The following is a 20,249-nucleotide window of genomic DNA, read 5'->3' as shown; positions in this document are numbered from 1 at the left end:
ACTTAATGATTGGCAACTCATGGGTTGGTAGCTGCCCGATTTGGTTGGTATAACGCTATTAAAGCAAGCTCAAGTGGCAACAAAGGGGAGCAATAAAGGCAAACTGCTGAGCAATTGTGGCAAAAAAATGGCAATTGCCTTTTTGACCTTACTTAATACTAAAACTTCGCTATAGTGCGTCTAAGTCAAAATGAGTAATTAACTAAATGAAGAAAATAGCCATCATTGAAGATGAAACTGCAATCCGCGAAAACTACATGGAAATGCTCAGCGCACAAGGGTATCAAGTCAGCGGCTATAGCGACCGTCAAAGTGCAGAGCATGCTTTCAATGACACCTTGCCAGATTTAGCAATTGTCGATATTGGTTTAGGGCATGAAATTGATGGCGGCTTTTTGCTGTGCCAAACCTTGCGTTCACTTTCTAAAACCTTGCCAATTATTTTTTTAACGGCTCGCGATAGCGAAATTGATACCGTTTGCGGCCTACGGATGGGCGCAGATGACTACCTAACTAAAGACATCAGCATGGCGCATTTAGCCGCGCGTATTGGTGCACTGTTTAGACGCATGGAAGCCCTTGAGCAACCCGCTGATCAAAATGCCTTACTCAACCGCGGTCCGCTCACACTGGATACAAAACGTATGCAAGTGTTTTGGTTGCAGCAGTTAGTCGATTTAACCGTCACAGAGTTTTGGATGGTGCATTCACTAGCCCAACGCCCAGGGCATGTTAAAAGCCGCCATGAATTAATGAGCGATGCAAAAATTTATGTCGATGACAGTACAATCACTTCGCACGTTAAACGGATCCGTAAAAAGTTTATTGCCTTAGATGCACAATTTGATTGTATCGACACCGTGTACGGCATGGGTTACCGCTGGGAGCAACTGTAATGCTGCGGTTTGGTTTGCGCAGCAAGTTTATTTTGCTGTCATGCTTTTTGTTTTTATTGCCTTGGTTGGGTTATGAATATGTGTGGGAAATGGAAAAGTTTTTACGCCAAGGGCAAGAAAAAACCCTGGTCGGCACCACCCGCGCACTCGCCACCGCATTGCATGAACGCCCTGCGCTATTTGATTCGCAAACCAACTTTTTAGATCAAGTCGTCAAAGGCCGTGATCTTTATGCGTACAATCTCAGTAACCCGATCCAGCTAGACGGTAAATTATCTGACTGGCAACCTTACCAAAGCTTAATGTGGCACTATGATGAGCGATATTTACAAGGTGATAAAACAACACATCAAAGTTCGGATCTATCCTTTGATCATATGGTTGGCAAGTATGAATCGTTTTTATATGCGGTCTTTAAAGTAACCGATGACTCGTTAGTTTATCGTGCTAAAAATAGTTTGAGCTTAACCCGTAACGACCATTTACAAATAATGTTAAAAACCCCACAAAGGCAATTTAAACACTATATTGTTGCCGCTCGCCAAGATGGCTGGGTTAATGCGTTTGACGCCGAAACTAAGCAGCCAGTTACTAAAATCCAAGGTTACTTTATCAGCACAGATAGCGGCTACAATATTGAACTGCGCTTTCCTTTAAGTATGCTTGGCAATAAGCTTGGCTTTGCTATTGAAGATTGGGATCAAGGCAGGCCTGAGCCACAAACTATGTCGACTTCAAATTTACAAAACCCTAATGATATTGGCTCAGTGTTGGTGCCCTCACCTGAAATAAACCGCATTTTAAAAGGCATGGGTCACAGCGGCAGCCGTATTTGGGTGGTTGATAATCATCACCGGGTACTGGCGCAATCAGGTTCAATTCACCATGCCGACGGCGTATGGGCAGATGGCATTGCCGATCAACCAGCAAAAACTTGGTGGCAACGGTTTGAACAAAACTATTTGCACCCACTTTATTACAAAGTACTTACCCGCCCCGAAAACGAGTTTTTAGATACCTTGCACGATGTAGCTGCAATGCAAGGTACACATATAGGTAAAGCACTTACGGGAACACCGGCCTCATCGTGGCGACTGACCCCTGATAACAAAGCGGTTATTTTATCTGCCGCTTATCCTATTTGGATCCAGGATAAAGTAATTGGCGCCGTGGTCGCCGAAGAGACCACCAACGGTGTGCGCACGTTACGAAATAAATCATTGGAAAAGCTGTTTAATGTCATTTTAGCGGTCATGCTAATAGGCACAGTTACACTGTTCTTTTTTGCTTCGAGAATATCAAGTCGTATCCGCCGCCTTCGCGATACCGCAGAGCAAGCCATTGACGCTCAAGGTCGAGTAACGGGTAGCATTGACTATAGTGATGCAAACGATGAAATAGGCGACTTATCACGTAGCTTTGCAAATATTGTGGGCCGCTTAGGGGGGTATACCAATTATTTAGAAACCATGTCGTCGCGGTTATCCCATGAGCTGAGAACCCCAGTTGCAGTAGTGCGAAGCTCGCTTGAGAACTTACAAATGCAGCCACAAAGTGAGCTGAGCCAAAAATACCTCGATCGTGCCAGTGAAGGAGTTGAGCGATTAGGTAAAATTATTACCACTATGAGCGAAGCAACACGTCTTGAACAAAGCATTCAAAGTGCTGAAGCTGAACCATTTGATTTACGCAAAGTGATAACGGGCTGTATGCAAGGGTATCAACTCACCTACCCACAACAGGCTTTTATAATCGATATTTGCGACACGCCGCTGCCTGTGATGGGAGCGCCAGAATTTATCGCACAGCTACTCGATAAGCTCATTAATAATGCTTTGGAATTTAATCTTTTAGATAGCGCCATTAGTGTCAGCTTAGTTAAAAACGACAACGAGGCCGTTTTAACGGTTAAAAATAACGGGCCATTATTACCAGAGGGATTAGCGGAACATATTTTCGACTCTATGGTTTCTGTGCGCAGTCAACAACTCCAGCAGCAGCCTCATTTAGGATTAGGTTTATATGTCGTTCGTTTAGTGTGTGATTATCATAAAGGCAGTGTCATAGCGGTCAATAATCAACAAGGCGACGGTGTTGAATTTATTGTCAGGATGCCATTATCTATACCCAAATATAAAGATGTAACCCAAAATAGTTAAGGGTTACATTTCTACACACTTTGATCAATAAGTGTTCACCTATAATTCAGGCTCACAGGCATATTCTTACTATCAGCAAGTTGTAGACTGATTATTAGGAGGTTAATATGCAAACTGTATTAAAGCGCGAAGAAATCGATTTTATATTCGACCTGTATCATCCTGTAGAATGTGATGAAAACACCGCAAACGATGAAGAAACTGAAAATCTTGATACAGCGCAATCCGGCGCTATTTATAAAACAAGTTATTTGACCTAAAAGCGTTTTGCTCATTACAATGGTGCACCTTGTAAAAGCACCGCCTAATAATGAAAACTCACTCAGCTAAAAAAGAACTAATTTTACTACCTATTCTCCTTATCGTGATACTACTTTGCGTCGCAGGGCACTTTTTATTACAAGCCAGCTTTGCTGACAGCCACCTTACAGAATACTTACTTGCAGCCCTCCCTTTTGCTATGTTTGGCTTAGTAATAATTGCCTTTAAAATTGCCAGTAATAGCGAAAACAAAGAGCGAACAGAACAAAGCGACCACGATTAGCCGCTTAACAAACAACATATCTATAAAATATGATAACCAAACCAGTCTGGTTTAATCGCCTGAGACTGCCCACTTGGGGTGAGCTTAATGTGAAGTTGACTATCCAGTAAATCAACTGCGAAGCAATCATCTACGTCGTATAAGTCATCTTTATGAATATGACTTAGACCGGCTAGCAAATGCTCTTTTGCTCTTTGTTTAGCTTCGTCACTACTGCGTGCTACATACAAAGCAAAGTCATGTTGCTCAGCTAAACTGTCTGCGCGGTACGCCCCTAAATTTACAAAGTATAACTGCTGCTCTTGTGCAACTGGCTGATCAACAACACTAACAGCAAAACCATCGATATGATTGACCGCCATGAAGCTATCTATATGCACACTGTTTTTATCACCAACCCACTGCGTTTTTAACTTTGTGTAAGTTTGCTCTATTGACTCCCCGACCACAAAACGAACATCATGCATTTCAATATGGCAGCCCTGAATTCGCCCACCTAAATACACCATAAATAATTGCATGTTTTCTCCTAGCAAATGCTATCAACGTCGATGTTGTGTTTCTTTATTAGCTTATAAAAATCTGAACGATTACGTTTAGCCAATTTTGCCCCTTCAGCCACATTACCACCCGCCATTTTTAGGGTGTTAATAACATAATCGCGCTCAAACTCTTTTTTAGCATCATTTAGTGAAAGCGGCTCAACATTATTGGTATTGCTATTAAGTGCACTTTCCACCAACTGTACCGATATTACCTCACCTGGGGTAAGTGCAACAACCTGCTCAACGACATTTTGTAATTGGCGAATATTACCCGGCCAATCATGCCGTACTAATGCATGCATTGCGTCGCTGGCGAAGCGCTTTTCTTTTTGCCCCATACGTTTAGCAATCGATGCGCTGAAATATTGAGCTAATAAACTCACATCTTCTCTGCGCTCGCACAGTGGCGGTAATTTAAGGTTCACAACATTTAAGCGGTAATATAAGTCTTCGCGAAATTGTTGATTAGCAATCGCATCTGGTAAATTTTTATGGGTTGCTGAAACAATCCGTACATCTATCGGGATCTCTTCTTGAAAGCCCACTGGGCGAATGGTTTTTTCCTGTAGAACACGCAGTAATTTGACTTGTAAATTAAGTGGCATATCACCAATTTCATCTAAAAATAAGGTGCCACCTTGCGCTTGTTGAAATAACCCTTGATGATCTTTAATTGCGCCTGTAAATGCGCCTTTTTTATGGCCGAATAATTCAGATTCAAGTAGCTCGCCTGGCACCGCACCGCAGTTAATAGCTACAAATGGGCCTTCACTGACATGACTATGTTGGTGTATCGCATTCGCCAATAGCTCCTTACCTGTACCACTGGCACCTGAAATCAACACATTGACCTGAGTAGGTCCTAGCAACTTAACTTGTTCAAGCAAGTGCAACATTGCGCCACTGCGGGTTACTATATTGCTGCTTGCTGTATTTTCATCAGCGCTCAGACCATGGATTTCAATTGCTTTGGCTAAACTATCAAATAGCTCATCTTTATCTACAGGTTTAGTAATAAAAGCGAAAATGCCCTGCTTGGTGGCCTCAACCGCATCAGGAATTGAACCATGAGCCGTCATCATGATCACAGGCAGTGCTGGGTAGCGTTTTTGCAGCTGACGATGCAGGGCCATGCCATCCATTTCATCCATCCGCAAGTCAGTAACCACGGCATCATAGACATGATTTTTTAATAGCTGCAGAGCTGCAATACCACTTTCACAGGTCGTTACCTGATAGCCTTTAGATTCTATACGAATAGCCAGCAGTTTTAATAAACTTGCATCATCATCAACCAGTAATATTCGTGCGCCTTGGTTTTGCTCTATTGACATGATCACTGCTCCTTGGTTTCTTCGCGTAATAATAATTGCTGTTCGATAGTTGCCAGCGATGACAACGTCTCTTGCATTTTATTATTCAGTGCTTGCTGCTGTTTTTTAGCGTCTATCTGCTGATTTATTTGTTGTTTTTGCAACCATAAATACTGTTTTATATCATCTGGCCAATAATACGCCTGATCGAGTCTTAGTAGCTGTTCTAATACTTTTTCCGGTGCTAACACATTATTTTTACAACTAAAATCAAAATAATTCTGGATCTCTTTAGTGCCAATATAAGCAATTTTACTCGCCGCTACCTTAAAGCCCCCACAGGCCTTCGCATGCCAACCAATGACGATTTCTGCCGGAGGATACATAGGATCTGTTTTTGGCCGTGGCTTAGGGTTTGGCAAACCATCACTGTGTGGTTCAACTACTTTAGTAGCCTGCTTTGCTTCGGTATTATTATCTTTTACTGGTTGCTCAGTTAACTCACACCCAGCGAGCCCTAAAGTGGTGACACAAACCACAAAAATGGCATTTAAACGCACGCCCATGCTAATTAACTCCTTGGTTTTTATTGGTTGGATTAATGGTGGGTATTTGAATAACAAAACGACACCCTTGTGGCTCATTTTGCTCAAGCTGCAAAGTCCCCATTAATTGCTCAACAGACTCTTTTACAATTGTCAGTCCTAAGCCGCTCCCTTGAGCGGTCACATCTTTGGCATTTTTACCTTGATAAAAAGCACTGAAAATATGTGATTTTTCTTGCTCCTGAATACCTGTGCCCTGATCACTGACGATCATTTTTAAACTACGACCTGCTAATGATAAATGGATATCAACCGCTTGCCCTTGCGATGAAAATTTCAAGCCATTAGAAATTAACTGTATTAAAATCATTTCAACTAATTCCGCAGCAATTTCTAGCGGCTGCTCGGGTACATCACAATGCCAACATAAACTTTGCTTACGCGCGACTAAACGGTGTTCAAAATGACTGTTGATCTTGGTTATTAATTGCGAAAAAACCAACTCACTTAAGTCCTCTTTACTACTGCGAATTGCATTGTAGCTTAGTAAACTGTCTATCATTGCCCGCAGGCGCACCATACTTTGCGTGATTAGCTCCAGTACAGCTTGCTGTTCTTTATTAATAGGCCCTACGATTTCATCGGTTAATAAATCGGTGCCTTCTACCATTGATGCTAATGGGGTTTTCAGTTCATGGGTCACATGGCGTAAGAAGGTATCTTTTTGTTGTTCTAATTGATGTAATTGCTCCTGCACCCATTGTAATTTATTGCCCAGCTCAACCAGTTCGGCAGAGCCCTGTACTGATATTTTTTGCTGCCAATGACCTTGCCCAAGTTTATCAATAACCGAGGTTAAGCCTTTTAATCGGCCGCTAATACGCCACAAAAAACCACCGCCAACCAATAATGTTAATGGGATAAGCGCCACTAACCAATTTATAAAAGAATCTTGTAAGGCTTTTAACTGTTGCTGATTTTTAGTTATTTGCAGTTCATTTTGATCTCTTAACCATAACGTTTGACGAGCAATTAATTCGCTCACCGGAATAAATAATTGCGCATCCTGTAGCCCTTCGCCGACCAGCTTTGAATGCGCTAACTGCAATTCTTTGGCAAGTTGCTGCCACTGACTAATATAATCCCCGGCGGGGCTAATAAAAGTGAGTTCATCTATACTCTGTAACGATGATTGCCACTTATCAACAATCAATTCGTCAAGTGATTCACTTTTTAGTACCCAATTTTGCCGAGTCGCTCGCTCTAAACTATTAAGGTCTTGTTTAAGATTATTAAATGATTTGGTTATTTGATAGTTATCACTGACGATTTGCTGAGTAACGGCAAGCTGTTTATTCAATGCATTTAAAAATACAATCACGACCAGTGATAATGGCAGCAAAGATAACAAGGTACTAAACAAAAACTGGCCTATTAAATTGGGTCGCCAACTAAGTAATGCACTGTACTTCTTAGCGAGTGAGGCCACTATCGCTACTCCTTTAGTTTAAATGTCTGATTATGGAAGGTGTTACTTATACACTAGCTGAATCAATAAGAATAATGAATAAGGTGAATTCTGTAACGCTATTTAAAGTAGATGACGCTAAATTGAAACAACTTAATCAACTGTTTTTAAATAACTTTATTGATTAACATAAAAATTTGTTGCAAAAAAGACACACTACCGAGTCATTATTTCACACTCCCCTTCACTGCAACACACTAAAACATTGATATTTAAGGTTTAATTTTTTTGGCATTATTCTTGTAACAGCTGAGACAACAACTGTTTTTAAGGTAATTATATGAAAGTATTAGCCCCACTGTGTTTATGCTGCAGTGCACTGTTTAGTTTTAATAGCCTTGCTATCGATGTTGAGGCTACCTTCGCTGAGCTTGATAAAGACAGCAATGGCACATTAAGTGAAGCCGAAGCTTCTGAAGATGCAGTGCTGCACGAAAGTTTTGAGCAAATTGATAAAGACCAAAATGGTCAAATATCCCTAACTGAATTCAAGCAGTTTTTACAATAAACTTGCCTATAAGGAAATACAGCTATGAAACAACTTATCGCCGCCTTTTCATTAATGTTTTTAATCATTAGCGCTACGGTTTTAGCATCACAATCTAACGTTAAGTTTGCACAATTAGATACCAATAAAGACGGACAAATATCATTGCTTGAAGCCAAGCAAAACGACGCCCTACTGAAGCAGTTTACTGATCTTGATGAAAATAATGACGAGCTTTTATCAGAGCAAGAGTTTTCCAAGTTTAAGATTTAAAAGGCTCTAAAGTATTTGCCATAATCCCGGAGGGAATGTGTAAATGGATTTAATGTTGGGACTTAAATTATGGCAAATACTTTATCTTGAACTAAGCGAAGTTTAGGTTAACTAAAAGGACCTTAGCAATGAAAAGCATATTAGTAATATTTACTGTGCTGCTAGTGACTAGCTTTAGTGCAATGGCACTGGATGTAAAACAACGGTTTGACCATTTAGACAGTAATAAAGATGGCTACTTAACCAAAAATGAGTTGGACGCTCAACCGCAGCTACTAAAACAGTTTCAGCGCTGGGACACTGACCAAGATAATAGAGTTTCACTCGTCGAGTTTAAGAATTTTTTAACTATTAACCTGCATTAATGAGTTTCCCCCCTATGAAATACACCACACAATTGGGATTAATTTCACTCCTTGCCGTTAGTTGTGGCAGTTTTGCAACAACTGATAACTTCGCTGAGCAATTCAAAAAGTTAGACCGTAATCAAGATGGCTTACTTACTCGCTCAGAGTCAGCAAAAGATCCCGCTTTATGGTCGCGCTTTAAAAGCTATGACAGCGATAAAGATAACAGGTTATCGCTGGCAGAGTTTAGCCTGTACGCAAGTAAATAATTATATCGCACATTATTTTAATTTAAAAAATGCAACTTGCTTTAATACCAACTGACTTTGTTCAGCCATACTATTGCTGGTATTTGCAGTTTGCTGCGAAATATCAGCAGTGGTATCGGTCAAGGTATGGATGGTATGCATATTTTGACTAATATCAGCGGCAACGGCTGACTGCTCTTCAGCGGCTGTTGCTATTTGCTGGGTTTGGTCATTAACTTGATTGATCATTTGCATAATCTCTTTTAATAAGCGATTACTTTCATCCATTTTATCTTCCGCTTGCGCTGCAACTCTGGTGCTATCAGCCATCATAGTCACTGCATTTTGACTTGCTGAGCGTAGCTGCCCAAGCATTGTCTCAATCTCATTTACTGAACTATGAGAACGTTGAGCCAAAGTACGCACTTCATCAGCCACCACGGCAAAGCCACGCCCTTGTTCGCCCGCTCTAGCAGCCTCAATCGCGGCATTAAGTGCTAATAAATTAGTTTGTTCGGAAATATTACGGATCACATCGAGAATAGTTTCAATTTTGCTGGATTCACTTTGCAGTTGGTCAACAACGTCTGAGGTTTCATTTAATGTGCCTAATAAGTGACTTACTGCTTCTTTTGTTTGCTCAGAAGCATCTAAGCCACTATTGGCAAGTGTCATCATGCTATCAGAGGCTGTTGCCGACTCAGCGGTATTTACCGCAATACTCTTACTCGTGACCGATAACTCCTCAATTGCAGTTACGGCTTGCGTTGTATGATCGGACACCTCTGATGTCGCTGTTTGAATTTGAGTATTTGAGCTGAGTAACTCATTACTATGATTATTAACCTGTGCTACAGAGTTATAAATAGTGGCAAGAGTGGTATTTAAGTGGCTAATTGTAGCGTCTAAGGTACGGCTTAAGTCAGCGACTTCATCATCGCCTTCAACTTGAGAGTATTGATCTAATTCGCCGCGTTGTAATGCATGGGCACTTTCGCTAACAACCATTAGTCCCATTACTACTTTTTTCGACAGCATATGGCTAAATAATAAAGCCAAGCCAAGCGCTATTAAAATTGATAAGTAAAACACTGTATTTGCAAAATTGATGGATTGCTGCGCAGTCGCTTGCGCTTTAGCAACTTGCGCTATGTTTGCTTGTTCAAACTGCTCAAAAAAAGTCGTTAAGGCACTATGTGAATCAACAAATTCACGATAAATAGCATAATCGGCTTTATTATCGGCAGCTGTTTCCATCGCCTGTTTAAACTCAATAGCGGCTTGCTCATAACGCTGCGAGTTATTTTTTAGGGCCGTAAGTAAATTAGCCTCGCCTTTGTATATTTGGCTAATACGCTGTATTAGCGGCGCAGTAAGCGCAACATTCTCATCAATACTCTTGAGTAACTCTGGCGCTTGCTCTTGTAAACCTAATAAATAAACTACTTGCAGCCCCCTGACTCCGGATAATATGCCGTCTTGCGCTTGCTTGAGGTCGGCACTGAGTTTAGTCACCATAAAGTTATGTTGATAGAAGCGCTCGAAGCCTGTCGCAGTTTGGTTATTTGCAACTTTTATAAATGCCATAGCAACAATAAAAATGATGCATATTAAAGCAGATAAGAGTATGAATTTGCTACGCATAGCGAGTTGATTAAGCTTCATTTACGCTCCGATTATAATAAAATAATAATAACTAATTCATAAGCATAGCTTAAAACACCAAACAATAAATAAATTATCAGATTTAATTTGCAGACTCTCTATTCTCTGTTACTGTTTAGCTAACAAAAGCAATTAAAAGAATATTAATAATGAAATGCTTCCTTGCCTTTATCATCGCTTTTTCTTTACCAGCTATCGCTAATACCACAGTGATCTATAATGCCAACGGCTACACGCCTACCTACAGCGGACAGTTGCAACGATTTTCCACATTAGTAATTAAAGATGGCAAAGTAGTTAAGCTAGGTGACGAAAAACTTGCAGCAAGCTTTCCAGATGCTCAAGCATTCGATGCCGAGCAACAAACTCTGTTACCTGGGTTAATAGACGCCCATGGTCATGTTATTGGATTGGGTAATAACCTAACACAGCTGGATTTGCGCGGCAGTACATCGATTGCACAAATCCAACAGCAGCTTGAGGTATTCGCCAAAGATAAAGATGGCTGGATAATTGGCCGCGGCTGGAACCAAGAATTATGGCCTGATAAACAGTTCCCCACCGCTACTGATTTAGATAAAATTGTTAAAGATATTCCTGTGGTGCTTTCTCGAGTCGATAGTCACGCTATTTGGGTCAATAGTAAAGCCATGGAGCTTGCTAACCTAACGGCTGCAACACAAGCCCCTGAGGGGGGAGAAATTATTCGCACACCCGCGGGTAAACTAAGCGGTATTTTTATCGATAAAGCTGAAAGCTTGATCACGGCACATATTCCGGCCCCATCAGATCAAGACGTAAGTAACGCATTAACTCAGGCTGGCCAACACTTAGTGAGCCTAGGGATAACCTCAACCCACGATGCCGGTATTGATAAACAAACATGGCAAATTTATAAACAAAGAGCAGAGCAAGGCACACTACCACTGCGTATTGTGGCAATGCTCAGTGCAACCGATCCTGCGCTTGAAAGCATGCTCAGAGCTGGTCGTTATAAAGATCTAAATGACTTTATGTCTATCCGCAGTGTAAAAATATATGCTGATGGCGCCTTAGGTAGTCGCGGCGCTGCATTACTTGATGATTACGCCGATAGAAAAAATCACCAAGGCTTAATGTTAGAAACACAGCAAAAATTAGAGCAACTTTTCACGCTAAGCTTTAGTCATGGTTTTAGCGCAAATACCCATGCCATAGGTGATAAGGCAAATCATATTGTCTTGGATGCCTATCAAAATGTGTTTAAAAAAACCGGCGGTATTTTATTACGTAATCGCATAGAGCATGCACAAATAGTTGCCCCAGCAGATATACCTCGTTTCAAAACACTAAAAATAATTCCATCAATGCAACCTGTGCATGCAACTTCTGATATGCATATGGCAGAGCAACGCCTTGCTGACACCCAGTTGCAAGGCGCTTATGCGTGGCAGACTTTTTTAAATCAAGGCTCTGTAGTGGCTGCAGGTTCTGACTATCCTGTTGAGCTGGCCAACCCATTTGATGGTTTGTATTCAGCAATTACTCGCCAAGATCATAATCAATTACCTGCTGATGGTTGGCGTGTCAGCGAAGCGCTCAGCAGAGAGGATGCGCTTAGAGCGTTCACGTTAGGTGCGGCCTATGCGGCACATCAAGAGTTTAAATTAGGCAGTTTAGAACAAGGTAAATGGGCTGATTTTATTTTAATTGATAAAGATTATTTTAAAGTTCCAGTACAGGAGATTTTTACAATTAAGGTCAATCAAACATGGATTGGCGGCGAGTTACGCTACCAAAAAGAGCAAGAAGTATCGCAGGAATAACAGCTTAATCGACTGGGTGTTGCGGATGTTGTTGGCGATTAAGTTTTATTAAGTGGTAAATATTAACAAACGTTAGTAAGCCGTTGGTAATGGCCACAGGCCATGCGGCAATCGCGATACCGTATGCAGTGAAAGCAATACACCCGGCAAGGTTAAACCAGCGAAGTTTGCTTACATCACTCATGGTTAGAGAGGCAATGAGTAAAGCAGAGGCAAAATAGCCCAAATATTCCCAACTCATTTGTTCTCTCCGATAGTTTAGGTTAGCATTGCAAATGTGGTAGTTTACACAAAGATATTCCACAATATAGCAACAGTATAAAAAGGCTAACTTACTAAAAACCCAAAGCAGCTAAAAGCAGACTTTAATAATCATTACACGGGATATCAGGTATTAAGCTTAATTAATCTCGTTAATTAAACTAGTAAGTTAGCGTAAATTCTTAGAATCTTAATGCTAACGTCATTAAGATGTAATAAATAGGACAATTGTCCGAAGGGCATTGTTGATGTTTCAATATCATTTTTCTAGTTATCTCGTCGACCAGCTACTAACCTTTGCTGGCAGTCGTTATCAACAATCTAAAAAAGAAGTACTGATCCACCAAGATCAACCTCTTACAAAATTAATATTAGTCAGAAGTGGCACTGTGTCGTTTAGTTATGATGTAGGTAATGGTCGTCGCTTGCTGTTGGGTCAGCTTGATTGCAACAACACCCTGATTGGTGAGATTGAAGCGCTAAACAACAATCCTTGTATTTATACAGTTACCTGCTTTAGTGATGTTAGCTATAACTTAATAGAGCTGAAACACTGGCGCGCCTTGTTACTTGAAAAACCAGAACTCAGTTTATACACGGCACAAACGATTGCCGCTAAGTTTCAAGAAAACCAAAAAATCAACTTAGACAAGCTGCTACTACCATTAGGTTACAATATTGCTAAAGACTGCTTATTACGTGCAGAAAATAACAACCCAACACTGCTACGAGCATATCCGACCGTCAATGCCGAAGCCGAACGTTTTGCAACCACCGAACGCGCTTATCGCCGCGTAGTCTCCGAATTAGTAGAAAAAGGTTTAGTCGCGCGCTCAAACGATGGACTAAAAGCGGTAGATTTAGATAGGCTTAGTGATTACGTAGATAGTTTTTCACAACTTTAACAGCTAATTTTAGCCTTGCAGCATGACGTCATGGCATTCAGCTTATAAAAGAAAAAGACCTAAATTAGGTCTTTTCCTCTCAAATTTTATTTTGCTAATAAAATATCGTGTATTTTTACTAAATCTGTTTTACCGGCGATGATCTCATCAGGTGTTAAACCCGAGAGCTCATGAGGGAATACTAACCACTCTTCTGATTCATGAATAAAGTAATCAGGCTTCATATCTACTTTTGAATTTTTTGGCTTGTAGTACGGACACGCAACGCGAATATCTTGCGGTAAATTTAAACGCATTAACTCAGAAAGTTTTTCTTTAAGTGCAAAAATGCTGCGCCCTGAGTCAAACACATCATCAACTATCAATAGTGAATCACCGGCATTGGCATTCTCAATAATATAATGCAAACCATGCACTTTTATTTCTTTAGCTTGCTTATTAATGCCGTAATATGAAGATGTACGCACTGCAATATGGTCTGTTTCTATGCCTTTATAATCATAGTACTCTTGTACTGCGATACCAATTGGAGCACCACCACGCCAAATGCCAATTATAAAATCAGGACGAAAACCATCTTGGTAAACTTGTGCCGCAACACGAAAAGAATCTTCGAGCAGTTGCTGCGCTGTGATGTAAGTCTTATCAGACATAATAGAAACCCCAGTGTAAGTAGATCATTCAAGTGTAGTGTAAAGCAACCTTGAACAACAAAGTGGGGCATGATTTTACAGTAAATAAATAAGAAAAGCTTGTTTGAGTTTGTAATACTGTTTTTCAGATAATAAAAAAGCGCCAAAGTAGGCGCTTTTTTAGCATAAAAAGTTTATGCTTTTTCTAATAGGGTCCTTGCGACGGTACGCATACCCACTGTGGTTGCGCCTGCCGCCCACTGACTCGTGCTGCCCATATTAAACGCAGCGGCTAAATCAATATGCACCCAGCCTTTGCCATCATTTGGCACAAAGCGCGATAAGAAACCTGCAGCATTTGATGCGCCGCCATAGCCGCCACCCTTTTGTGCACGGCTATTTGCTGTATCAGCGTAAGGTGATGGACAATTTTGTTGGTGCCACTTTTCAAGCGGTAATGGCCATGCCCCTTCCATTTCTTGCTCTGCAAAACCTTCGACTTCGCGGACAAACTCTTTATCAAGACCAAATAATGCATTGTATTCTTGACCCACAGCAACCAGTGCAGCACCAGTTAGTGTTGCCGCATCAATAATAAGAGGTGCACCAGTTTCCCCAGCAGCCATTAAGCCATCAGCAAGCACTAAACGCCCTTCTGCGTCAGTATTTACAATCTCAACGGTTGTGCCATTTTTATAAGTCAGGATATCACCTAGCTTGTAAGCGTGACCCGAAATAAGGTTCTCCGCGCAACATAAAAATAGTTTTATACGTTTATTAATTCCGCGGCTAATTGCTAAGGCAAGGCCAGCAGTCACAGTTGCTGCACCGCCCATATCGCATTTCATGCCTAGCATACCTTCACTGGCTTTAATTGAATAACCGCCAGAATCAAACGTAATGCCTTTACCTACAAGCGCTGCATCCACGGGTGCATTTTCATCACCCGTTGGGTTGTAATCAAGCGCTAATAATACTGGTGGGCGTTCACTACCACGACCAACAGCATGAATACCAATCCATTGCTGCTCAAGTAGTGCATCGCCTTTTATGATCTGATAGCTGACATGTTCAGGGGCCAGTGATTGAATAAACTCAGCCGCTTTACCCGCCAAGCTTTCCGGAAAAATATCATCAGCCGTGCCATTGATCATTTCACGAGCCCAAGTAGCTGAGCGTAGCAATGAAGCTAATTCTTGGCTATCTGTTTTAGCATTTTCAGCAAATTCAACGCCATGCAATGACTTAGGTGATACAAAACCTTGATAAAATGCCCATTGCGTTTCAGTACACCAACACTCACCTGCAAGCACTACATATTTAATGCCTTGATTGGCAATACTGCGCGCGGCTTTTTGTACATTCGCCAATGTGTCTTGTTCAGATAAATGAACGGTTGCACCTTGCTCATTAAAAGATAACGTGGCGGTTTCGCCCCAATGCGATGCAGCACCCTGCTCGCTTAATTGAACAACAAATTTTTCAGACATGTTAGAATACTCTTTGCGCTAAATAGTGGCACTGAGTCTACTATAGCTGGCACAACTTCCCAACCGAATGAGACTAAATAATGAAATTTGCACCACCATTACAACAAGCCACGTTAATTAAGCGCTACAAGCGGTTTTTAGCCGATTTACGCTTAGCGGACGGTTCTGAATTTACGGCTCATTGCGCGAATACAGGAAAAATGACGGGCTGCGCGGAACCTGATTTTGTCGCATTTTATTCAACCAGTGGTAACCTTAAGCGTAAATATCCTCATTCTCTAGAGCTAACCCAAAATCAATTTCAGCAGTTAATTTGTGTCAACACGGCGCTAGCAAATAAAGTGGTAGAAGAAGCCCTACAGGCAAACTTAATAACTCAATTAAGCGGTTATGAGCAACTGCAAAGTGAAGTGAAGTACGGCCAAGAAAACAGCCGCATTGATTTTTTGCTCAGTGATTCAAAACGGCCAAACTGCTATGTGGAAGTGAAGTCAGTCACCTTATTAAGTCAGGATTCGCCACTTAGTGGGCAAGGCTATTTTCCCGATGCACAGACTCTACGTGGCCAAAAGCATATTCGCGAATTAATTGAAATGGTTGAACAAGGCCATCGAGCGGTTTTATTGTTCGCCGTATTACATGAAGGGATCAGCCACGTTAGTGCTGCAAAACATATCGATGAAAAGTACGCGCAATTACTAAACCAAGCGATTGCAGTGGGTGTGGAAGTAGTGGCTTACAAAGCAAAAATTTCGGCCAGAGAAGTTACTCTGACCGAAAATATCCCTTTTATTGCTTAGTCAGTGACAAATCAATTTCGTCAATCAAATTAAGATTAATGTCTTCATCTTTGAAAAGTAACGGTCTAAGTGTGGCATTTTCAGAGTAAAAACGTGATTGATCATCAAAGTGATCCGAGGTTGAATCGGAACTTTGCGACATCGTTAAGATCCCTTTAGCAACTGGGCCCTCGTCAGTGAAGTTCATTACAAACATCCAACTTGAGCCATAATTAACTGGGTAGCCTGAAGCAGTGAGATTTGAGCGCAACGGCTGGCCAGTTATTGCATCATTCAGCGCTTGATGATCAATGTAAGGGATCAAGGTTGAACGCGTGGTACCACTGCGATCATAACGAAACACGTTAAAGCCACCTTCAACATGCATTGGGCCGCTCCACGGTAGCTTTTCACCGCTGGCGTTACCACCTGCTAAGGTTTTTTCAACAAATTGCATTTGTGCAAGCGTTGCATCTAGCGCAATACCATTACTTTGCAGCGTTGCAACAGCATGTGCTAATGCTACCAATGCCGAACCATCAATGCGCAGGGTATTTGGCGTATTAGCAGGATTGGTCACATCAAAGTTATCGGCCAGATGAGCTTTGGGATCAAATAAATGTGCAAACTCTCTAATAAGCGCAGCACCTTTGGTGTCTAAATTCATCGCCCCATTCCACTGTGCAAGTACATCACAGGCTTGCGTTAAGTCAATGCTTTGGCCATTAAGCATCACCGGCGTATCACCTTGCACCTGACACTGAGCGACTAATTGCTCAAACACCAGCTCACCTAAATAAATACGGTTGCCGATTAACGAAGTTTCTAGCTCTTCCAGAGTGAACAAACCATCTTCACCACCACCGTCTTGCAATAACTTTAATCCCATCCGAGTTCGCAATGACAGCGGCTGTTGTACATCACCATATTGTGCAGCAAAACCCAATAATGGTTGCTGCGGATTAGTGACCCAGTAGCTGTCGTTAGAGTTTTGTACATAATCAGTACGGCTCAATTGGGGCGCTTTTTCAAAAGGAACATTACCGTCGCTTTCAAATATTTTTAAATTACCGGGGACTAAATCGAATCCCGTTGATTCTCGCAGTGCAACTAGCTCTGGCTGAAGGCGGATCGCCTTGTTAGCAAGGTCACCTACATTCAGTACGGTACTGTCATCAACATAAAAAACATTGCCATCTTTGTCTGTGGCCATAGTATTGTTAAACGCCACACCATCAAACTGTGCAAATGAAGCTTTCATATCATCTAAGCTGCGGGCTTGATTAAGTGCTGACCACTGAGCAACCACATCCATATTAAATTCGTTGGCATCTTTTATAGTAAATGCTTGGTTGTCATCCCAACCTAATCCATTTGCGGCAGGTGTTTCGATCATTAAGCCATGATGGCTGTAATAAAAGTCCTTCTCTAAATTAATTGTCATGCTAGGTGCAACAGCGACTTCGACGGTTATTTTTTTACTCGTGATAGTATGATTATCACCTTCAACGCTATAACTCATACGATCATTTTCGTTCAGCGCTAGTTGGTAAATTAAAAAGTGTCGTGCTGTGGAAAATGTATGTGTCCAGGCAACGTGCTCATTAAAGCCAATATTGATAAGCCCTGGCATACCCTGTAAGCTGCCACCCATTACATTCATAGCCCCTGGAATAGTCAAATGTGATTGCCAAAAACGTAAGTTTCCTTCATGAGGAAAGTGCGGGTTAGCTAATAAGCCGCCTTTGCCATTGGCCATTTTATCTTTACCTAGCCCCCAACCATTTGAGCCAAGATGCTGGTATTTTTTCTCTAATTTAAAACTTTTAGCTTGTTGATTAATATTCTTTACAACACTCGAGACCGAGCTGGCAGCAGCGCCTGTCGGAGTCGGTAAATACTCGCCATCATCACCTGGATTGGCTAGAAACGCTAAATCTAAAAAGTTTGCCGAGCTGGCTAATTGTACCGTTGCCATCGCGTAAGCCAGCATATCTTCCGGCGTTAATGCAAACACCCAAGGCTGTGATGCACACTCTGGCGCGAGATTATCTACGCCGGTATCACTTACGTACTTATTAAAACCTTGTACAAAGCCTTCATAATGAGCACGGCTGTCGTCATTAAGCTCGCTATAATGTGCTTTGGCATATTCATTCACGCCCAATGCTTTATAACCAAAGTCTGAGATTAAGTGCGCAGAATCACCGCTACCAGGGACTTTATCGGGACCATAAAACTTTGCCCGTTCACCACGAGTTTTAACTATTTGATCAAGTAACAAACACGCGTGATCTTTTGCATACGCATAACCACTGCCAAAGGCCAAACTTTCAAGGTTATCAGCGGTGATATGCGGTACACCAAATGTAGTCCAACGAATATTGGCATCAAGTTTGTTATCGTCATCAAAAGCTGTAATTGTTGGCGCAGGCTCTGGTGTTGGCTCAACGACGACAGGCGGTGGTGGCTCGATAACATTTTTATCATCATCAGAACTACAAGCACTGAGTAACAATGCCGCTGCGATACTAATTGAAAGTGTGTGAAGTTTCATTGTGGGGTTCCTATCCATTATTGTTTTATCCATTGACTACCTTGCCTTATTCAACAAACTAAATCTTGACCTTTCACGCAAAAAATTGACTTTGCGCGCCAACTAATGCAGCTTAGCTGATAATTCACTTCGTAAAATTGCCCGTTATGTACTATGTTAGCAGCCAAATAATTCGTGCACTCGTACAGTTTTTAATTGCACAAGGTATAGCACCAGCCAGCCTTGATGCGCTACTTGCAACTCGTGCCCGTTATCTTAACGAAAGCCGTTACCGCTTTCCTATTGAAGATTATGAACAGCTAATGCGTTATGCCGAAAAGTCATTACACTGTGATCACATAGGCTTGAAATTTGGACAGTCGTTAAAAACCCAGAGCTGGGGATTGCTAGGACACATTGCATTGGTCAGTGATTCATTAGCAAAAGTATTATTGCATGCGCAAAAGCTCAACACCACAGTTCGTAATATCGGGGCTATTACCTTGCGAAGCGATAACTCGCTAAGCTATTTAACTTGGCAACCTAGCATTAAAATTGCGCATCATATGGTGGATGAGTTATTTAGTAGTTGGTTATCTTTTGCCAAACATTGCTGTTACAACACAACCGAGCTGGCACTCGAGAAAGTTCAACTGACCCGCGCTGAGCCAAATCCAACCAGCTTACGAGCTTACAAAACCGTGTTTAATTGCCCGATAGAATTTTCCGCAAGCCATAATTGCTTATGCTTTAAAAGCAGCTTATTAACCAGCCCATTACACAGTGCCAATAAAGAAATTGAATATTTACTCGCCGCGCAAGCAAGTACCTTAGTGAGCGAACAAGACGAAATAAATCAACTGAAAGCATTTATTACCGCGCATTTGCCACAAGTCCCTAGCATTGAGCAAGCAGCCTGCCATTTAGGTTTTAAAAAACGCAGCTTACAACGCTATTTACGCTCACAAAATTGTAGTTATTCACAGCTAATAGATGAGCTTCGTAAATACCATGCCAAACTCATGCTGCAACAAAAAGTTACCCTGCTTGAAATAACCAATCGCTTAGGTTTTTGCGAACAAAGCGCCTTTCAACGTGCCTTTAAGCGTTGGTATGGCTGCCCACCGAAAAAATTTTTAGCCCTTAAAGCATTTAAACAACAGTAATTACACAAGATATAAAAAATTAAGTTGCTTTTCATTTTTTTGCCCATATAACTAGGCCAGTTAGAAAATAGCAGACTGATTAAAGAGCTATTATTTTTTTCAAATTTCTTTTTAAACAGTGAAAA

Annotated in this window: 21 protein-coding genes; 12 read left to right on the top strand and 9 right to left on the bottom strand. The window is 41.4% G+C overall.

The genetic code is table 11. From position 1 onward, the window contains the following. Positions 1-206 precede the first annotated feature (206 nt). The 4 genes from pdsR to NDQ71_RS15615 all read left to right on the top strand — a co-directional run bounded on the left by pdsR (position 207) and on the right by NDQ71_RS15615 (position 3,599). A complete protein-coding gene (pdsR, locus tag NDQ71_RS15630) occupies positions 207-896 on the top strand; it encodes a proteobacterial dedicated sortase system response regulator (protein ID WP_192541171.1) in 690 nt (229 codons plus the stop codon). Continuing rightward, positions 896-3,055, top strand: coding sequence for a proteobacterial dedicated sortase system histidine kinase (pdsS, locus tag NDQ71_RS15625; RefSeq protein WP_192541172.1), 2,160 nt, complete (start codon positions 896-898; stop codon positions 3,053-3,055). The genes pdsR and pdsS overlap by 1 nt, the downstream gene beginning before the upstream one ends. A gap of 107 nt (positions 3,056-3,162) precedes the next feature. Next, positions 3,163-3,315, top strand: coding sequence for a hypothetical protein (locus NDQ71_RS15620; protein ID WP_192541173.1), 153 nt, complete (start codon positions 3,163-3,165; stop codon positions 3,313-3,315). Positions 3,316-3,365: 50 nt separating this feature from the next. Next, complete coding sequence (locus tag NDQ71_RS15615; RefSeq protein ID WP_192541174.1) at positions 3,366-3,599, top strand: hypothetical protein; 234 nt, start codon at positions 3,366-3,368, stop codon at positions 3,597-3,599. 20 nt (positions 3,600-3,619) lie between these two features. Here NDQ71_RS15615 and NDQ71_RS15610 read toward each other — a convergent pair whose 3' ends face one another. The 4 genes from NDQ71_RS15610 to NDQ71_RS15595 are packed head-to-tail and all read right to left on the bottom strand — an operon-like array spanning position 3,620 to position 7,494. Then, positions 3,620-4,120: a DUF1543 domain-containing protein gene (locus NDQ71_RS15610; RefSeq protein WP_192541175.1), complete on the bottom strand. Its 501-nt coding sequence runs from the start codon at positions 4,118-4,120 to the stop codon at positions 3,620-3,622. An 8-nt stretch (positions 4,121-4,128) separates the two neighbouring features. Further along, complete coding sequence (locus NDQ71_RS15605; protein ID WP_192541176.1) at positions 4,129-5,478, bottom strand: sigma 54-interacting transcriptional regulator; 1,350 nt, start codon at positions 5,476-5,478, stop codon at positions 4,129-4,131. Positions 5,479-5,480: 2 nt separating this feature from the next. Continuing rightward, positions 5,481-6,023 (bottom strand): hypothetical protein, encoded by a 543-nt coding sequence (locus NDQ71_RS15600; protein WP_064665523.1) that lies wholly within the window; start codon positions 6,021-6,023, stop codon positions 5,481-5,483. Between the two features lies 1 nt (position 6,024). After that, positions 6,025-7,494, bottom strand: a complete 1,470-nt coding sequence (locus NDQ71_RS15595; protein ID WP_064665522.1) for a sensor histidine kinase KdpD — start codon at positions 7,492-7,494, stop codon at positions 6,025-6,027. Between the two features lie 316 nt (positions 7,495-7,810). Between NDQ71_RS15595 and NDQ71_RS15590 the strand changes: the two genes are divergently transcribed. The 4 genes from NDQ71_RS15590 (at position 7,811) to NDQ71_RS15575 (ending at position 8,906) form a co-directional block, all read left to right on the top strand. Then, a complete protein-coding gene (locus NDQ71_RS15590) occupies positions 7,811-8,038 on the top strand; it encodes an EF-hand domain-containing protein (RefSeq protein ID WP_064665521.1) in 228 nt (75 codons plus the stop codon). A gap of 24 nt (positions 8,039-8,062) precedes the next feature. Continuing rightward, on the top strand, positions 8,063-8,290 hold the full coding sequence (locus NDQ71_RS15585) for a hypothetical protein (RefSeq protein WP_064665520.1): 228 nt from the start codon (positions 8,063-8,065) through the stop codon (positions 8,288-8,290). A 128-nt stretch (positions 8,291-8,418) separates the two neighbouring features. Then, positions 8,419-8,655: an EF-hand domain-containing protein gene (locus tag NDQ71_RS15580; protein WP_064665519.1), complete on the top strand. Its 237-nt coding sequence runs from the start codon at positions 8,419-8,421 to the stop codon at positions 8,653-8,655. Positions 8,656-8,669: 14 nt separating this feature from the next. Next, positions 8,670-8,906: an EF-hand domain-containing protein gene (locus NDQ71_RS15575; RefSeq protein WP_192541177.1), complete on the top strand. Its 237-nt coding sequence runs from the start codon at positions 8,670-8,672 to the stop codon at positions 8,904-8,906. A gap of 12 nt (positions 8,907-8,918) precedes the next feature. Here NDQ71_RS15575 and NDQ71_RS15570 read toward each other — a convergent pair whose 3' ends face one another. Continuing rightward, positions 8,919-10,550 (bottom strand): methyl-accepting chemotaxis protein, encoded by a 1,632-nt coding sequence (locus NDQ71_RS15570; protein WP_192541178.1) that lies wholly within the window; start codon positions 10,548-10,550, stop codon positions 8,919-8,921. Between the two features lie 149 nt (positions 10,551-10,699). Here NDQ71_RS15570 and NDQ71_RS15565 point away from each other — a divergent pair, with 149 nt between their 5' ends. Continuing rightward, positions 10,700-12,355: an amidohydrolase gene (locus NDQ71_RS15565; RefSeq protein WP_192541179.1), complete on the top strand. Its 1,656-nt coding sequence runs from the start codon at positions 10,700-10,702 to the stop codon at positions 12,353-12,355. A gap of 4 nt (positions 12,356-12,359) precedes the next feature. Here the strand turns inward: NDQ71_RS15565 and NDQ71_RS15560 are convergent, their stop codons facing one another. Beyond that, on the bottom strand, positions 12,360-12,596 hold the full coding sequence (locus NDQ71_RS15560) for a YgjV family protein (protein ID WP_064665516.1): 237 nt from the start codon (positions 12,594-12,596) through the stop codon (positions 12,360-12,362). Positions 12,597-12,864: 268 nt separating this feature from the next. Between NDQ71_RS15560 and NDQ71_RS15555 the strand changes: the two genes are divergently transcribed. Beyond that, complete coding sequence (locus NDQ71_RS15555; protein ID WP_064665515.1) at positions 12,865-13,521, top strand: Crp/Fnr family transcriptional regulator; 657 nt, start codon at positions 12,865-12,867, stop codon at positions 13,519-13,521. 86 nt (positions 13,522-13,607) lie between these two features. Here the strand turns inward: NDQ71_RS15555 and NDQ71_RS15550 are convergent, their stop codons facing one another. Further along, entirely contained in the window at positions 13,608-14,174 is a 567-nt protein-coding gene (locus NDQ71_RS15550) for a phosphoribosyltransferase (protein ID WP_064665514.1), read from the bottom strand. 173 nt (positions 14,175-14,347) lie between these two features. Then, entirely contained in the window at positions 14,348-15,643 is a 1,296-nt protein-coding gene (gene pepB, locus NDQ71_RS15545) for an aminopeptidase PepB (protein ID WP_192541180.1), read from the bottom strand. Between the two features lie 80 nt (positions 15,644-15,723). Here pepB and sfsA point away from each other — a divergent pair, with 80 nt between their 5' ends. Beyond that, positions 15,724-16,443 carry a DNA/RNA nuclease SfsA gene (gene sfsA, locus NDQ71_RS15540; RefSeq protein WP_192541181.1) on the top strand — a complete coding sequence of 240 codons (720 nt, stop codon included), beginning with the start codon at positions 15,724-15,726 and terminating at the stop codon, positions 16,441-16,443. Here sfsA and NDQ71_RS15535 read toward each other — a convergent pair. Beyond that, complete coding sequence (locus tag NDQ71_RS15535; protein WP_192541182.1) at positions 16,433-18,979, bottom strand: penicillin acylase family protein; 2,547 nt, start codon at positions 18,977-18,979, stop codon at positions 16,433-16,435. The two genes, sfsA and NDQ71_RS15535, sit on opposite strands and share 11 nt — an antisense overlap. 146 nt (positions 18,980-19,125) lie before the next feature. Here NDQ71_RS15535 and NDQ71_RS15530 point away from each other — a divergent pair, with 146 nt between their 5' ends. Next, positions 19,126-20,124, top strand: a complete 999-nt coding sequence (locus tag NDQ71_RS15530) for an AraC family transcriptional regulator (protein ID WP_192541183.1) — start codon at positions 19,126-19,128, stop codon at positions 20,122-20,124. Positions 20,125-20,249 lie beyond the last annotated feature (125 nt).

The sequence above is a fragment of the Pseudoalteromonas sp. KG3 genome (assembly GCF_030436385.1).
Classification (GTDB): domain Bacteria; phylum Pseudomonadota; class Gammaproteobacteria; order Enterobacterales; family Alteromonadaceae; genus Pseudoalteromonas; species Pseudoalteromonas prydzensis.
Note: the sequence above shows the minus strand (reverse complement) of the source record. Positions and strands in the feature narration are given on the sequence as shown.

Coding starts and splice junctions, on each gene's coding strand:
- pdsR (WP_192541171.1), top strand. CDS start 207: ATGAAGAAAATAGCCATCATTGAAGATGAAACTGCAATCCGCGAAAAC.
- pdsS (WP_192541172.1), top strand. CDS start 896: ATGCTGCGGTTTGGTTTGCGCAGCAAGTTTATTTTGCTGTCATGCTTT.
- NDQ71_RS15620 (WP_192541173.1), top strand. CDS start 3,163: ATGCAAACTGTATTAAAGCGCGAAGAAATCGATTTTATATTCGACCTG.
- NDQ71_RS15615 (WP_192541174.1), top strand. CDS start 3,366: ATGAAAACTCACTCAGCTAAAAAAGAACTAATTTTACTACCTATTCTC.
- NDQ71_RS15610 (WP_192541175.1), bottom strand. CDS start 4,120: ATGCAATTATTTATGGTGTATTTAGGTGGGCGAATTCAGGGCTGCCAT.
- NDQ71_RS15605 (WP_192541176.1), bottom strand. CDS start 5,478: ATGTCAATAGAGCAAAACCAAGGCGCACGAATATTACTGGTTGATGAT.
- NDQ71_RS15600 (WP_064665523.1), bottom strand. CDS start 6,023: ATGGGCGTGCGTTTAAATGCCATTTTTGTGGTTTGTGTCACCACTTTA.
- NDQ71_RS15590 (WP_064665521.1), top strand. CDS start 7,811: ATGAAAGTATTAGCCCCACTGTGTTTATGCTGCAGTGCACTGTTTAGT.
- NDQ71_RS15585 (WP_064665520.1), top strand. CDS start 8,063: ATGAAACAACTTATCGCCGCCTTTTCATTAATGTTTTTAATCATTAGC.
- NDQ71_RS15580 (WP_064665519.1), top strand. CDS start 8,419: ATGAAAAGCATATTAGTAATATTTACTGTGCTGCTAGTGACTAGCTTT.
- NDQ71_RS15575 (WP_192541177.1), top strand. CDS start 8,670: ATGAAATACACCACACAATTGGGATTAATTTCACTCCTTGCCGTTAGT.
- NDQ71_RS15570 (WP_192541178.1), bottom strand. CDS start 10,550: ATGAAGCTTAATCAACTCGCTATGCGTAGCAAATTCATACTCTTATCT.
- NDQ71_RS15565 (WP_192541179.1), top strand. CDS start 10,700: ATGAAATGCTTCCTTGCCTTTATCATCGCTTTTTCTTTACCAGCTATC.
- NDQ71_RS15560 (WP_064665516.1), bottom strand. CDS start 12,596: ATGAGTTGGGAATATTTGGGCTATTTTGCCTCTGCTTTACTCATTGCC.
- NDQ71_RS15555 (WP_064665515.1), top strand. CDS start 12,865: ATGTTTCAATATCATTTTTCTAGTTATCTCGTCGACCAGCTACTAACC.
- NDQ71_RS15550 (WP_064665514.1), bottom strand. CDS start 14,174: ATGTCTGATAAGACTTACATCACAGCGCAGCAACTGCTCGAAGATTCT.
- pepB (WP_192541180.1), bottom strand. CDS start 15,643: ATGTCTGAAAAATTTGTTGTTCAATTAAGCGAGCAGGGTGCTGCATCG.
- sfsA (WP_192541181.1), top strand. CDS start 15,724: ATGAAATTTGCACCACCATTACAACAAGCCACGTTAATTAAGCGCTAC.
- NDQ71_RS15535 (WP_192541182.1), bottom strand. CDS start 18,979: ATGAAACTTCACACACTTTCAATTAGTATCGCAGCGGCATTGTTACTC.
- NDQ71_RS15530 (WP_192541183.1), top strand. CDS start 19,126: ATGTACTATGTTAGCAGCCAAATAATTCGTGCACTCGTACAGTTTTTA.